General features: G+C 61.9%; 16 protein-coding genes. 4 read left to right on the top strand and 12 right to left on the bottom strand.

The genetic code is table 11. The features are described from left to right. Positions 1 to 67 precede the first annotated feature (67 nt). From ACYP2A_RS07965 to ACYP2A_RS07950, 4 genes are all read left to right on the top strand, one after another. Positions 68 to 673 carry an LPS-assembly lipoprotein LptE gene (locus ACYP2A_RS07965; protein WP_459744217.1) on the top strand — a complete coding sequence of 202 codons (606 nt, stop codon included), beginning with the start codon at positions 68 to 70 and terminating at the stop codon, positions 671 to 673. A gap of 42 nt (positions 674 to 715) precedes the next feature. Next, the gene (gene holA, locus ACYP2A_RS07960; RefSeq protein WP_459744215.1) at positions 716 to 1,747 is read left to right on the top strand and encodes a DNA polymerase III subunit delta; all 1,032 of its coding nucleotides are present in this window, start codon (positions 716 to 718) and stop codon (positions 1,745 to 1,747) included. A gap of 93 nt (positions 1,748 to 1,840) precedes the next feature. Then, positions 1,841 to 1,996 carry an alternative ribosome rescue factor ArfA gene (arfA, locus tag ACYP2A_RS07955; RefSeq protein WP_459744214.1) on the top strand — a complete coding sequence of 52 codons (156 nt, stop codon included), beginning with the start codon at positions 1,841 to 1,843 and terminating at the stop codon, positions 1,994 to 1,996. Between the two features lie 82 nt (positions 1,997 to 2,078). Further along, complete coding sequence (locus ACYP2A_RS07950) at positions 2,079 to 3,404, top strand: lytic murein transglycosylase (protein WP_459744213.1); 1,326 nt, start codon at positions 2,079 to 2,081, stop codon at positions 3,402 to 3,404. A gap of 3 nt (positions 3,405 to 3,407) precedes the next feature. Here ACYP2A_RS07950 and ACYP2A_RS07945 read toward each other — a convergent pair whose 3' ends face one another. The 12 genes from ACYP2A_RS07945 to nadD form a co-directional block, all read right to left on the bottom strand. Then, a complete protein-coding gene (locus ACYP2A_RS07945) occupies positions 3,408 to 4,232 on the bottom strand; it encodes a M15 family metallopeptidase (RefSeq protein WP_459744211.1) in 825 nt (274 codons plus the stop codon). A gap of 204 nt (positions 4,233 to 4,436) precedes the next feature. Continuing rightward, positions 4,437 to 5,444, bottom strand: a complete 1,008-nt coding sequence (gene lipA, locus ACYP2A_RS07940) for a lipoyl synthase (protein WP_459744210.1) — start codon at positions 5,442 to 5,444, stop codon at positions 4,437 to 4,439. Between the two features lies 1 nt (position 5,445). Beyond that, positions 5,446 to 6,093, bottom strand: coding sequence for a lipoyl(octanoyl) transferase LipB (lipB, locus tag ACYP2A_RS07935; RefSeq protein ID WP_459744208.1), 648 nt, complete (start codon positions 6,091 to 6,093; stop codon positions 5,446 to 5,448). Then, complete coding sequence (locus tag ACYP2A_RS07930) at positions 6,093 to 6,368, bottom strand: DUF493 domain-containing protein (protein WP_459744207.1); 276 nt, start codon at positions 6,366 to 6,368, stop codon at positions 6,093 to 6,095. Before ACYP2A_RS07930 ends, lipB begins: the two co-directional genes overlap by 1 nt. A gap of 93 nt (positions 6,369 to 6,461) precedes the next feature. Continuing rightward, positions 6,462 to 7,622 carry a D-alanyl-D-alanine carboxypeptidase family protein gene (locus ACYP2A_RS07925; RefSeq protein WP_459744205.1) on the bottom strand — a complete coding sequence of 387 codons (1,161 nt, stop codon included), beginning with the start codon at positions 7,620 to 7,622 and terminating at the stop codon, positions 6,462 to 6,464. Positions 7,623 to 7,740: 118 nt separating this feature from the next. Beyond that, on the bottom strand, positions 7,741 to 8,745 hold the full coding sequence (locus ACYP2A_RS07920) for a septal ring lytic transglycosylase RlpA family protein (RefSeq protein ID WP_459744203.1): 1,005 nt from the start codon (positions 8,743 to 8,745) through the stop codon (positions 7,741 to 7,743). Further along, positions 8,745 to 9,752 (bottom strand): lytic murein transglycosylase B, encoded by a 1,008-nt coding sequence (gene mltB, locus ACYP2A_RS07915; RefSeq protein ID WP_459744202.1) that lies wholly within the window; start codon positions 9,750 to 9,752, stop codon positions 8,745 to 8,747. The genes ACYP2A_RS07920 and mltB overlap by 1 nt, the downstream gene beginning before the upstream one ends. Before the next feature lie 17 nt (positions 9,753 to 9,769). After that, positions 9,770 to 10,873, bottom strand: coding sequence for a rod shape-determining protein RodA (rodA, locus tag ACYP2A_RS07910; protein ID WP_459744258.1), 1,104 nt, complete (start codon positions 10,871 to 10,873; stop codon positions 9,770 to 9,772). Positions 10,874 to 10,904: 31 nt separating this feature from the next. Beyond that, complete coding sequence (gene mrdA / locus ACYP2A_RS07905) at positions 10,905 to 12,824, bottom strand: penicillin-binding protein 2 (protein WP_459744200.1); 1,920 nt, start codon at positions 12,822 to 12,824, stop codon at positions 10,905 to 10,907. Positions 12,825 to 12,836: 12 nt separating this feature from the next. Next, the gene (gene rlmH, locus ACYP2A_RS07900; protein ID WP_459744199.1) at positions 12,837 to 13,304 is read right to left on the bottom strand and encodes a 23S rRNA (pseudouridine(1915)-N(3))-methyltransferase RlmH; all 468 of its coding nucleotides are present in this window, start codon (positions 13,302 to 13,304) and stop codon (positions 12,837 to 12,839) included. A gap of 9 nt (positions 13,305 to 13,313) precedes the next feature. Beyond that, on the bottom strand, positions 13,314 to 13,700 hold the full coding sequence (gene rsfS, locus ACYP2A_RS07895) for a ribosome silencing factor (RefSeq protein ID WP_459744198.1): 387 nt from the start codon (positions 13,698 to 13,700) through the stop codon (positions 13,314 to 13,316). 11 nt (positions 13,701 to 13,711) lie between these two features. Further along, on the bottom strand, positions 13,712 to 14,419 hold the full coding sequence (gene nadD, locus ACYP2A_RS07890) for a nicotinate-nucleotide adenylyltransferase (RefSeq protein WP_459744257.1): 708 nt from the start codon (positions 14,417 to 14,419) through the stop codon (positions 13,712 to 13,714). Positions 14,420 to 14,441: the final 22 nt, after the last annotated feature.

Below are 14,441 nucleotides of genomic sequence, written 5' to 3'. Positions count from 1 at the left end.
TCCCGCCCCACGGCCTATTTCCAGGGTGCGCACGAGCGCCCCATACGGATTCAAGGGGAATACAAAGATGATCAAACGCAATCTTCTGGTTCTGGGTCTTGCGGTGATGCTGAGCGCCTGCGGCTTCCAGCTGCGCGGCACCGGCAGCGACGAACTGGCCCTCAAGGAACTGGACGTCAGCGCCCGTAACGCTTACGGCGACACCGTGACCCAGCTCAACCGCCTGCTCACCAGCGCCGGCGTCAAGGTCTACACCGGTGCGCAGTACAAGCTGCAACTGGTCAACGAGTCCGAAACCCAGCGCACCGCCAGTTATTCCGGCTCAGGTCGCTCGGCCGAGTACCAACTGACCTCGACACTGGATTATGAAATCCACGGCATTCAGGATCGCTTTCTGCTGGGCGACAAGGTCAGCGTCGAGCGTATCTATGTGCACGACGGCAACAACCTGACAGGCTCCGACCAGGAAGCGGCGCAAATCCGTCAGGAAATGCGTAACGACCTGATCCAGCGCCTGCTCGCGCGCCTGCAACAGCTGACGCCTGAGCGTCTGGACAAACTGCAGGCCCAGGCCGATGAAGTGGCGCGTGCCGAAGAGGAAGCCCGTCAGGCAGCACAACGCCTGCGCGATGCGACGCCTCAGCAGTCGCCTCTGCAGATTCCGACCCGCTAAACCTTACGGGGCCAGCCTGCTGGCCCCGATCGCCGGCACGCCATGAAACTCGCTCCCGCTCAACTCGGCAAACACCTGCAAGGCACCCTCGCACCGGTCTATATCGTCAGTGGCGATGACCCGCTTTTGTGCCAGGAAGCCGCCGACGCCATTCGTGCGGCCGCTCGCCAGCAGGGCTTCGACGAACGTCAGGTGTTCAGTGCCGACGCCAACTTCGACTGGGGCACCCTGCTGCAGGCCGGCGCCAGCCTGTCGCTGTTCGCCGAACGGCGCCTGCTGGAACTGCGCCTGCCTTCCGGCAAGCCCGGCGACAAGGGCGCTGCGGCATTGATCGAATACTGCTCGCGCCCCGCTGAAGACACATTGCTGCTGATCAGCCTGCCCAAGCTCGATGGCAGCGCGCAGAAGACCAAGTGGGGCAAGGCGCTGGTCGATGGCGCGCATTGCCAGTTCATCCAGATCTGGCCGGTGGATGCCAACCAGTTGCCACAATGGATTCGCCAGCGGCTGTCCCAGGCAGGCCTGGCGGCAACCCAGGATGCCGTGGAACTCATTGCTGCACGGGTCGAAGGCAACTTGCTGGCGGCCGCGCAGGAAATCGAAAAGCTCAAGCTGATGGCCGAAGACGGACAAATCACCGTCGAGACCGTACAGGCAGCGGTGGCCGACAGTGCGCGCTTCGATGTCTTTGGCCTGACCGACGCCGTGCTGGCCGGTGACGCCGCGCACGCCTTGCGTATCCTGGAAGGGCTGCGTGGCGAAGGCGTGGAAACCCCGGTGATTCTCTGGGCCCTGACCCGCGAATTGCGCTCGTTGGCGACCATGGCGATGCAGTACAGCCAGGGCATTCCACTGGACAAGGTGTTCAGCTCGGCCCGCCCGCCGATCTGGGACAAACGCAAGCCGCTGATGAGCAAAGCCTTGCAGCGCATGTCCAGCAAGCGCTGGAACCAGTTGCTGCTCGACGCCCAGCAGATCGATGCGCAAATCAAGGGCCAGGCACCCGGTTCGCCGTGGAGCAGCCTGGCACGGCTGGCATTGATGATGGCGGGACAACGGCTGCAATTGCCATAGGGCCGTCCGCTCAGTTCATAGCACGAGTCTATTGGACATGCGTGGCGTCAGGTCCGATGATGCGCACCGCACACACCCGCGGGGATTATCGCCATGAGCAAGAACAAGCGGCCCAACAAGGCCAAATCCATCATCGCCCAGCCACTGTTCCGAAGCCGCCAGGAACGCCCGGCCAAGGGCAAAGGCAGCTACCGCCGCGAAGCCTTCCAGTCGAAAGACCGGGAGGCTTTTTACTTTCTGGTGGCTTGAGAAATGTCGTTACTTTCGCAGCCCCTGCAACTTGGCTGGCGTGTTAAGGTCTGCATCTAACGGTATTTGCCTGGACCCCAGCATGCACTTCTGTTTTACCCCACGCTGGCCACTGCGCCAGTTGATCGCCGCTTCCAGCCTTATTGCCCTGGTTGCCTGCGCTGAAAAGCCCACCGCGGCTGATGCCACGCCTCTTCAGAACAGCAAGACACCCACTGCGACCCCGGCGGCAGCACCGACCTCGCCATTGGCGGTCGACGATGCCCTGGCCATCCAGCCCACCGTCAGTTTCAGCGAGTGGCAAGCCGGGTTTCGCAATCAGGCCTTGCAGGCCGGTATCCGCGCCGATGTCTTCGACACGGCGTTTGCCGGCGTGACCCCGGACATGAGCGTGGTCAAAGCCGACCGCAGCCAGCCCGAATTCAGCCGCCCGGTCTGGGAATACCTCGATAACGCCATCTCCAATGCCCGTGTACGCAAAGGCCAGGCGCTGCTGGCCCAGTACGCCAGCGAATTGCAGGCCATCGAACAGCGCTACAACGTGGACCGCCAGACCCTGGTTGCGATCTGGGGCATGGAAAGTAACTTCGGTCAGTTCCAGGGCAGCCAGTCGGTGATTCGCTCGCTGGCCACCCTGGCGTACGAAGGCCGCCGCCCGGGCTTTGCGCAAAGTCAGTTGCTGGCCGCGCTGGGCATCATCCAGCAAGGCGACATCACCGCCGACAAGATGCTCGGTTCCTGGGCCGGCGCCATGGGCCAGACCCAGTTCATGCCGACCACCTACAACACCCACGCGGTGGATTTTGACGGCGACGGTCGTCGTGATATCTGGAGCAGCCCAAGCGATGCCCTGGCCTCGGCGGCGCATTACCTGCAAAGCTCGGGCTGGCAACGTGGCCAGCCGTGGGGTTACGAAGTGGTGCTGGCTAGTGGTTTCGACTATGCCCTGGCCGATCCTTCCATTCGCAAAAGCCTGGCGCAATGGCAGGAACTGGGGCTGAAACTGCCTGACGGCACGCCGCTCCCGCCGGCCGCCAGCCAGCAACAGGCATCCCTGCTGCTGCCCGCCGGTTACCGTGGTCCGGCCTTCCTGGTACTGGACAACTTCCGCGCCATTCTCAAGTACAACAACTCAAGCTCCTATGCCATGGCGATCAGCATGCTGGGTGATCGCTTCAAGGGCGCAGGCTTTGTTGTCGGCAGCTGGCCACGCACCGACCTGCCGCTCAGTCGCTCCGAGCGCATAGAGCTGCAGACCCTGCTCAGCGCCCGCCAGTACGATGCGGGCGCCCCGGACGGGATTATCGGCACCAACACGCGTAAAGCGATCCGTAGCGCACAGCAGTCGCTGGGCTGGCCGGCAGATGGCTATCCGACCCATGAGCTGTTGAACAGCCTGCGCCAGTAGTCGTCACTTCATCAGGTCTTCGGCGCACAGCTTGCGCGCCAAGGCCTGTGGCTTGTCCTTCTGGCGCATCATGCAATTGCGATAGCCTTCTACGTAGCCGTCGAAAATCTGCCGGGCCTCGGCCTCGGACGCTTTCGCCAGGCGCATGACGAAGGCCTTGGTGCCCGGCTCGAAGTGCTGATAATCGACCGGAAAATTCCAGTAACCGCCCCAGTTGATAAAGCCATTGTCAGCGAACACCCCGACCACCTCTTCAACCTTGCCATCAAGCACGGGTTTGTTGGGCCGATAGTCGAGACGGTTCACCGACAAGTGCGCTGCAGCCGCTGGCGCGATACTGGCACTGCCGCTGCTGTCGATCGAGATGAAGGGATTCTGTAGCGGATTCAGATCGATTGCGGCGCCATAGGCATGAATCGACCAGTTGCTGCCGCCAGTGATTTTTCGTGAGTTGAACGCCGACGTGTTGTTGTCGGCCATCGCGGCGTTATCGTCGGCGGCATACTCCTCCATCAACCGGGCACCCTTGAGCTTGAAGCCACGTTCGTGCAGGGTATCGAATATCACCTGCACGTTTTTCGCCAGGGCATCGAGCACTACGACCTTGCCGGCGCGCTGATCATTGCCTTCAAAATCGTGGTGCTTGAAGGTGACGACCCGCAGGCGCTCACAGCCCAGCGGACTATCGTCGCCGATGACCTTCTGCGCTTTCATGAGCGCACAGTGCGCATCGGTAACGGGAGAAATGTCGGCGAGTACCGGCAGGCTGGTCAGAGCGCCTCCCAGCACAAGGGCCAAAGGCGTGAGGTGCTGTCTGATTCCATTCATGGGTCGTCTTCCTTGGTGGCTTGCGAGTAGAGCGGCCATTAGGGCAAACCTGCGAATGCGCGCGTAAGCAGACGTTTCCTGCTCTGGAACAGGACAAGTCAACATGCAGAAGGGAATAGCAGCGGGTGCGAGGTAGGAAATTTCCAGACGCACAAAAAACGGGCCGGATATCGCTATCCGGCCCGTTTTGTTTTCAAGCGTTGATCAGAGCGCCAGCTTGGCGATCTTGGCTTGCTCGTCGGCGTGGTACGAAGAACGCACCAGCGGCCCGGATGCCACGTTCTTGAAGCCCATGCGGTAGCCTTCTTCGGCGAACCAGGCAAAGGTGTCCGGGTGCACGAAACGCTGCACCGGCAAGTGGTTGCGCGACGGTTGCAGGTACTGGCCCAGGGTCAGCATGTCGATGTCGTGCTCGCGCATGCGCTGCATGACTTCGATGACTTCTTCGTCGGTTTCGCCAAGGCCGAGCATCAGGCCGGACTTGGTCGGTACGTGCGGAACCATCTGCTTGAAGCGTTGCAGCAGGGTCAACGACCACTGGTAATCGGAACCTGGACGCGCGGCCTTGTACAGGCGCGGCACGGTTTCCAGGTTGTGGTTGAAGACATCCGGCGGCTCGGCGGCGGTGATTTCCAGCGCCACGTCCATGCGCCCACGGTAGTCGGGCACCAGGGTTTCGAGCTGGACGTTGGGCGACAGCTTGCGAATTTCGCGGATACAGTCGGCAAAGTGCTGGGCACCGCCATCACGCAGGTCGTCGCGGTCCACCGAGGTGATTACCACGTACTTGAGGCGCAGGTCGGCAATCGCGACAGCCAGGTTGTTCGGTTCGTCGGTGTCCAGTGGCTTTGGACGGCCATGGCCGACGTCGCAGAACGGGCAGCGACGGGTGCAGATGTCGCCCATGATCATGAAGGTTGCAGTACCACCGGAGAAACACTCGCCCAGGTTCGGGCAGGACGCTTCTTCGCAGACGCTGTGCAGTTTGTGTTTGCGCAGCAGTTGCTTGATGCGGTCGACTTCCGGCGAAACCGGGATGCGCACGCGAATCCAGTCAGGCTTTTTCGGCAATTCGACGGTCGGAATGATCTTGACCGGGATACGTGCGACCTTCTCCGCGCCACGCAGCTTTACACCTGCTTCGACTTTAGGGCGGGGGGCGCGCTCGGAAACATCCAGCGTCGGGATCAGGGTTTGCACGGTATCAGTCATATCAGTCTATTCCGCCCGTAAGGGTCGCCTGCTCTGCATAGTCGAGGTGTTTGACGAGCTGCGCGCGCAGCCGGGCACTTACCTCGGCAAATTCTATTGACCCTGCATGCTCACTCAGCTGGGTCATCTTGAGCCCTGCATAACCACAGGGATTGATGCGCCGGAACGGCTCCAGGTCCATGTCGACGTTCAGCGCCAGACCATGAAAGGAACAACCGTTACGAATGCGCAGGCCAAGGGATGCGATTTTTGCCCCCTCGACATAGACACCCGGCGCGTCGGCCTTGGCAGCTGCGGTCACGCTGTAGCTGCCCAGCAAATCGATCAGGCTGTTCTCGATACGCGTGACCAGGTCGCGCACGCCACAGCCTTTGCGCCGGACATCGAGTAACAGGTAGGCCACCAGTTGACCGGGGCCATGATAAGTCACCTGGCCACCACGATCGACCTGTACGACAGGAATATTGCCCGGCAGCAGCAAATGCTCGGGCTTGCCGGACTGGCCCTGGGTAAACACCGGCGGGTGCTGCACCAGCCACACTTCATCGCCAGCCTCGCGGCCACGGCTGTCGGTGAAGCGCTGCATCGCGTGCCAGGCCTGCTCGTAGTCGACCAGCCCCAGCTCGCGGATGCCGAGAACATCGCCCATCAGAGCACCATGTGCACGAAACCCGTAGCGCGCAGGGCACTATTGATGTCGCGCAACTGATCCTCGCCGGTGGCGATGATGTGCAACTGAACAGTGGTGTATTTGCCGTTGCTGCTCTGACGCTCGGCCAGGGTGGTGACGTCCACCTCGGCATGCGCCTTGAGGATTTCAAGCACGTTGCTGGTGAATCCGACGCCAGTGTCGCCGATCACTTTGATCGGGTAGTCGGCGCAGGGAAATTCGATTTTTGGTGGCTGTACATCGGTATCGGTCATGGCAGTAAAGGTCTCACGAGCCGTGACGACGGACACGCGGCCCGCCCAGATCATGGACGGGCCGCGAGAGAGTCGGCATTGATTTCTGGATTGTCAGCTGAACAAGCCGGAGAAGAACAGGCGAATGCTATCCCACACACGGCGGAAAAAGCCACCCTCCTCGACACTGTCCAGGGCGATGAGGTCGGCGGTGTGCACCACTTTGTCTTCCATGCGCACTTCAACCTTGCCGATGACATCGCCTTTGGCGATCGGAGCGACCAGTTGCGGGTTCATGGTCATGCTGGCGGACAGCTTTTTCATCTGCCCTTTAGGCATGGTCATGCTCAGATCGTTGGCAAGGCCGGCCTTGACCTGACGGGTTGCGCCTTTCCAGACCGGGGCCTGGGCCAGCTCTGCACCCTTCTGGTAGAAGTTCTGGGTTTCGAAGAAACGGAAACCGTAGGTCAGCAGCTTCTGGGTTTCAGCAGCGCGGGCCTGCTCGCTATTGGTACCGAAGACCACGGCGATCAGACGCATGCCGTCACGCACGGCCGAGGACACCAGGCAGTAGCCGGCTTCATCGGTGTGGCCGGTTTTCAGGCCGTCAACGGTCTTGTCGCGCCACAGCAGCAGGTTGCGGTTAGGCTGTTTGATGCCGTTCCAGAAGAACTCTTTCTGCGAGTAGATTGCGTAGTGCGCCGGGTCTTCATAGATGATCGCCCGCGCCAGCTTGGCCATGTCGTGCGCCGAGGAGTAGTGCTCCGGGTTCGGCAGGCCGGTGGGGTTCATGAAGTGGGTGTTGGTCAGCCCCAGGTCGGCGGCGGTCTTGTTCATCATGTCGGCGAAGGCGTCTTCGCTGCCGGCAATGTGCTCGGCAATCGCCACACTGGCGTCGTTACCCGACTGGATGATGACGCCGTGCAGCAGGTCGCTGACGCTGACCTGGCTGCCGACCTTGATGAACATCCGCGAACCGCCGGTGCGCCAGGAGTTCTCGCTGACGGTCACCGGATCGTTCTCGCCGATCTGGCCACGACGGATTTCCAGGGTCGCGATGTAGGCCGTCATCAGCTTGGTCAGGCTGGCCGGTGGCAGACGCTGGTCGCTGTTGTTCTCAACCAGAACGTTGCCGCTGGCGGCGTCCATCAATACATAGGATTTGGCAGCCAGCTGGGGTGCAGCCGGTGTCATCTGCTCTACGGCCCAGGCAGTAGGCGTGATCATCAGTGGCACTAGCAGGCACAAACGTTTTGCAAAGGTTGTGATGTTCATCCGTCTCTCGAAATTGCTGATGGCAAACATGCCCTCGCGGGCAATACTCAAGGATCCGTGGAAGGTTGTGCCTTCCCGATTCCCGTGTTGCCAGGCTTGGCCTGGCAGGCGACGCGGGTCAATCCGGGGTCACCATGCTGGGCGAACCCAGATTGGCCGACCTTACGCTGTCCTGCAATTGCTGGGCTTCACCCTGGGTTGCCACTGGCCCCATCCGCACGCGATAGAGTGTCTGCTGGTTGCGCGCGATTGAACTCACGAACACCGGCGCCCGGACCATCGTGCTCAGCTTGGAGCGCAGCAGTTCCGCAGCATCCGGGTTGGCGAAGGCTCCCACCTGGAGAAACAGCCCATCGGCTGATCCTGAAGCGTTTTTTTTTGTATCGAGCTGCAGTGGCACGGCAGGCGCGGCATGCTGCTGAGGCGGCGGCGTCCACTGCTCGATGGTGCCGGTGGACGCTGTGATCACCGGCGCTGCGGCTCTGGGTGCCACTTGCGGCTGGCTGAGCATCAGCGGCGCCTGGCCACCGCGCTGGTCCCACCACTGTTGCGGATCGATGCCTTCGACCTTGACCCGCGCCGTGCCGCTTTCGGCATACCCCAGCTTTTTGGCTGCGGCATAGGACAGGTCGATGATGCGGTCGGAGTAGAACGGCCCGCGGTCGTTGACGCGCAATACGACGGTGCGGTTGTTGTCCAGGTTAGTGACCTTCACGTAGGTCGGCAGCGGCAGGGTCTTGTGCGCCGCGCTCATGCCGTACAGGTCATACACCTCGCCATTGGCGGTGTTCTGGCCGTGAAACTTGGTGCCGTACCACGAGGCGGTGCCGGTGGCGACATAGCGCCGGCCGTCGCTCATCGGAAAGTAGTTCTTGCCCAGTACCGTGTACGGGTTGGCCTTGAAGGCACCGGTGTGCACGGTCGGCGTGGCGTCGGGAATCTTGCTGATGTCGACATCCCACCACGGCGCACCGTCCTTGTGGGCACGATTGATGTCCAGCCCCGGCGTGGTTCGCACGACCGTGCTGCTTTTCTGTGGAGAACGGCTGGGCGACGAGCAACTGGCCAGTACCAGCCCGAGCCCAACGCATACCAGCAGTTTCAGTGAGGTACTTGCCCGCATTACTTGAAGCCTCGAGCTTGAACCAGTGATTCGGATAACTGATGCACGGCCATGGCGTACATCACGCTGCGGTTATAACGGGTGATGACATAAAAATTGTTCAAGCCTATCCAGTATTCAGGGCCTTGTTCACCTTCAAGGCGAAAGGCAGTAACCGGCAGGTCGGCGCGCAGCGCATCATGACTTGCCCACCCCAGGGCCCGCAACTCCCCAAGGCTCATGACCGGATCAAGTCCGGGGCTCAAACCCTTGTCGACCTGCGCGCCCTGCACCGTGGCACGGCTGACCACCGGTTGTCCGGCGCTCCAGCCGTGGCGCTTGAAATAACTGGCCACACTTCCGATAGCATCGTCCGGGTCGGTCCAGATGTTGATATGCCCGTCGCCGTCGAAATCCACGGCATACGCGCGAAAGCTGCTGGGCATGAACTGCGGCAGGCCCATGGCGCCGGCGTAAGAGCCTTTGATGGTCAGCGGGTCGATTTGCTGCTCGCGGGCCAGCAACAGGTATTCGCGCAATTCTTTACGGAAGAAGTCGGCCCGTGGCGGGTAGTCGAAGCCCAGAGTGGACAGCGCATCGATTACCCGATAGTTACCGGTGTTGCGGCCGAAGAAGGTCTCGACGCCAATGATCGCGACGATGACCTGCGCCGGAACCCCGTACTCGCGCTCGGCACGGGCCAGCGCGGCTTCGTGCTGACGCCAGAAGTCCACGCCACGGGCGATGCGCGCCTCGGTGAGGAACATGGGCCGGTATTCTTTCCACGGCTTGACCCGCTCGGCGGGGCGCGAAATGGCGTCGAGAATCGCCTGTTTGCGCTCGACTTCACGGAAGATGCCCATCAGCTGTTCACCCGCAAAACCATGATCACGGGTCATCTGGCCAACGAATTCTGCCACCTGCGGCGAGCCGTCATAGGAGCCGGCCATGGCCTCTTGCAGCGAGCCGAGAAGTCCCACCAGGCCAACCAGCGGAGCGTAGCGAGCCCAGTTGCGCACTGCTTGCATTGAATTGTTCACCTTGATCAAGTTTGTGCGATCCATTTTCGATGAGTATGAATCGACATCAAAATCCCAAACGCTGACAGTAGCGTCACCAACGAAGTTCCCCCATAGCTAATGAAGGGTAACGGGACACCTACCACTGGCAGTAAACCGCTGACCATGCCGATGTTGACGAACACATAGACAAAGAACGTCATGGTCAGTGCCCCGGCCAGCAATTTGCCGAACAGGGTCTGGGCCTGGGCGGTAATCACCAGCCCCCGGCCGATGAGCAACAGATAGATGATCAGCAGCGCACAGATGCCGACCAGGCCGAACTCTTCGCCGAGTACCGCAATGATGAAGTCGGTATGGCTTTCGGGCAGAAAGTCCAGGTGCGACTGGGTGCCCAGCAACCAGCCCTTGCCAAATACGCCGCCCGAACCGATGGCGGCCTTGGACTGAATGATGTTCCAGCCGGTGCCCAGCGGATCGCTCTCAGGGTCGAGAAAGGTCAGCACGCGCTGCTTCTGATAGTCGTGCATGAAGAAGAACCACATCACCACGGCAGCCGGCACTGCCGCCGCCAGCACACTGATGATCCAGCGCCAGCGCAAACCGGCCATGAACAGCACGAAGGCCCCGGACGCCAGGATCAGCAACGAGGTGCCAAGGTCTGGCTGGCGTACGATCAACACGAACGGCACGCCGATCAGCGCCAGGCTGACGGCCACATGCTTGAGCTGTGGCGGCAGGGTACGCTTGGACAGGTACCAGGCGATGGTCGCCGGCATCAGAATTTTCAAAAACTCCGAGGGCTGGAAGCGGATCACCCCCGGAATGTTGATCCAGCGGGTGGCGCCCATGGCGTTGTGGCCCATGATGTCGACCACCAGCAGCAGGATCACGCCGATCACATAGCCGACCGGCACCCAGCGTGCCATGAAACGCGGCTCGAACTGGGCAATGATCACCATACCGACCAGGCCCAGGCCAAACGAGCTGGCCTGCTTGAGCAGCAGATCCCAGTTCTTGCCGCTGGCCGAGTACAGGACGAACAGGCTGCCGGCCGCCAGAATCAGCAGCAGGACCAGCAACGGGCCATCGATATGAATGCGTTGCAAAAAGGTCGCGCGGCGGCGCATGACGTCTTCGCTGGACAGGATACGGTCGAAATTACTCTTCACGGGCGGCGGCCTCTGCGGTCGGTGCACTGCCGCGTTCAGGGTTGAGGGAGCCTGCATATTCGGGCTTGAGGTGGCCGTTCTGGTCGAGCAACCAGGCATCCATGACCTGACGGACCACAGGCGCTGCGACGCCGGAACCGGACTCACCGTTCTCGACCATTACCGCAACCACGATTTTCGGATTGTCGGCCGGCGCAAAGCCGACGAACAGGGCGTGGTCGCGATGGCGCTCCTGGACCTTGGTGCGGTCGTACTTCTCGCCTTGCTTGATCGCAACGACCTGGGCGGTACCGCTTTTGCCGGCAATCCGGTACTGGGCGCCGACCGCCGCTTTACGGGCAGTACCGCGTGCGCCGTGCATCACTTCCTGCATGCCATGATTGACTCGCGCCCAGTTATTGGGGTCGCGCAGCAGGATGTCCGGCATCGGGTTAGGATCGACCGGCGGCTGCCCTTCGATGGTCTTGGCCAGGTGCGGACGAATCCACTTGCCCTTGCTGGCCACCAGCGCGGTGGCCTGGGCCAGTTGCAGCGGCGTGGCCTGCATGTAGCCCTGGCCGATCCCCAGAATCAGGGTTTCACCCGGGAACCAGGCCTGACGGCGCGTGGTGCGTTTCCATTCACGGGACGGCATCAGGCCCGGCGACTCTTCGAACATGTCCAGCGAGACTTTCTGGCCGATGCCGAACTTGTTCATGTACATCGACAGCTTGTCGATGCCCAGCTTGTGCGCCAGGTCATAGAAATAGGTGTCGTTGGAACGCATGATCGCCGTGTCGAGGTCGACCCAGCCGTCACCGGAGCGGTTCCAGTTACGGTATTTGTGGTCATAGTTGGGCAACTGGTAGTAACCCGGGTCGAACACCCGCGATCCGGGCGTCACCGCGCCGCCATCGAGCCCGGCGATGGCCACCGCCGGCTTGATGGTCGAACCCGGTGGGTACAGGCCGCGCAGAATGCGGTTGAACAGCGGCCGGTCGATGGAATCGCGTAGCTCGGCATAGGCCTTGAAGCTGATACCGGTCACGAACAGGTTGGGGTCAAAGCTTGGCGCACTGACCATGGCCAGCACTTCGCCAGTGTTCGGGTCCAGCGCCACCACCGCCCCCCGACGCCCGCCGAGCGCCGCCTCTGCGGCCTCCTGCAAGTGGATGTCGAGGCTCAGGACAATGTCCTTGCCCGGCACCGGATCGGTACGCTTGAGCACACGCAGTACACGCCCGCGAGCGTTGGTTTCGACCTCTTCATAGCCGACCTGACCGTGCAGCTCGTTTTCATAGAAGCGCTCGATACCGGTCTTGCCGATATGGTGCGTGCCGCTGTAAGCGACCGGGTCGAGGCTCTTGAGCTCTTTCTCGTTGATGCGCCCCACATAGCCCACCGAGTGCGCAAAGTGCGCGCCCTGCGGGTAATGCCGGACCAGTTGCGCCACCACCTCGACACCGGGCAGACGGAACTGGTTGACCGCCACCAGGGCGATCTGCTCTTCGGTCAGCTCGAAGAGGATCGGCACCGGCTCGAACGGCCGACGCCCCTGCTTCATGCGTTTTTCGAAGATCGCCCGGTCGTCAGGGCTCAGTTGCAGCACCTCGACGATGGTGTCGAGCACCCCCGCCCAGTCGCCGGCCCGCTCGCGGGTCATGCTCAGACTGAAGCTGGGCCGGTTGTCAGCCACCACCAGGCCATTGCGGTCGTAGATCAGGCCACGGCTGGGCGGAATCGGCTGGACGTGAACCCGGTTGTTCTCCGACAGCGTCGAGTGGTAATCGTACTGAATGACCTGCAGGTAATACAGGCGGGCAATCAGCACGCAGACCAGCAACATGATGGCCACGGCCCCGACCACGACACGGCTGCGCACCAGGCGTGCGTCTTTCTCGTGGTCTTTGAGGCGGATCGGCTGAGACATTGGGAGGGCGAACTACTTGTGGTAAGGGTGCCCGGACAGGACTGTCCAGGCGCGATAGATCTGTTCGCCGATCAGGATGCGTACCAGCGGGTGCGGCAAGGTCAACGGTGACAGCGACCAGCGCTGTTCGCTGCGCGCACAGACCTCCGGCGCCAGCCCTTCCGGGCCGCCGACCATGAGGTTGACGGTGCGTGCATCGAGACGCCAGCGATCCAGCTCACCCGCCAGTTGCTCGGTGCTCCAGGGCTTGCCGTGCACTTCAAGGGTGACGATACGCTCGCCCGGTTGCACCTTGGCCAGCATGGCTTCGCCTTCCTGACGGATCAGGCGCGCCACGTCGGCGTTCTTGCCACGGGTATTGAGCGGTATCTCGACCAGCTCCAGCGACAGCTCCGAGGGCAGGCGCTTGGCGTACTCGTGCCAGCCCTCTTCAACCCACTTGGGCATGCGCGAGCCTACGGCAATCAGGCGTATACGCACGGCCGACGCTTATTCGAAGCCTGGGGTGTGGTGCGCGGCGCTGGCAGCGCGGCTTTGTTCGGCGCCCTGCCACAGGCGCTCAAGGTCATAGAACTGACGGGCAGCAGCGGTCATCACGTGCACCACGACATCGCCCAGGTCCAGCAGCACCCAGTCGCTGTCGCCCTTGCCTTCTTCGCTCAGCGGTTGTACGCCGGCAGCCTTGACCTTTTCACGGACGCTGTCGACCAGAGCGTTGAGCTGACGGTTGGAGGTACCGGTGCAGATCAGCATGTAGTCGGCGATGCTGGTTTTGTCACGCACGTTGATCGCGAGGATGTCGGTGCCTTTCACATCTTCCAGTGCAGCGGTGGCCAGCTTGACGACTTCTTCGCTGTTCAATTTCTGTTTGCTCATAAAAAACTCATTCACTCATCAAATGTGGACGCGCCCTGGGACTTGCCGTGCAAGTCGCCTTTGGGGGCTCCATCGGTATTCGGCGCACGGTACAGCCCGTGTGCTTCGATATAGGCCAGAACCGCATCGGGTACCAGAAAGCGTACCGATCGGCCATCGGCCAGTAACTGGCGGATCTGGGTGGCAGACACCGACAACGGCGTCTGCCAGACAAACGTTATGTTCCCGCCGGGCCCTTGCAGGGCCGTCGGGTCGCTGACCGCCCGCGCCGCCAGCAGGTCGCGCAAGGCTTCGGGTGGTTCGCTGTCCGCATCCGGACGTTGCAGCACCACGATGTGGCAATGATCGAGCAGTTGTTCCCAGCGGTACCAGGCCGGCAGGCTGCAGAAGGCATCCCAACCGAGTAGCAGAAACAGCTGGTCTGCGGGGTCCATCCCGCTGCGCATCGACTCCAGGGTGTCGAGGGTGTACGACGGTTTGTCGCGAGCCAGCTCGCGGTCATCCACCGTCAGCGGCGCCACCCCGTCCACCGCGCAACGCACCATGGCCAGCCGGTCCTGAGCCGACACATTCGGCAATTCACGATGCGGTGGCCGGGCGCTGGGCGTCAGGCGCAACTCATCGAGACAGAGCAGTTCGGCGACCTCGAGGGCGCCGCGCAGATGACCGATGTGTACCGGGTCAAACGTGCCGCCCAACATGCCGATACGCCTGGACAAGGCTGGCGCGGATTCGCTCAAG

It is taken from the genome of Pseudomonas sp. 3A(2025), from assembly GCF_054589175.1.
Note: the sequence above shows the minus strand (reverse complement) of the source record. Positions and strands in the feature narration are given on the sequence as shown.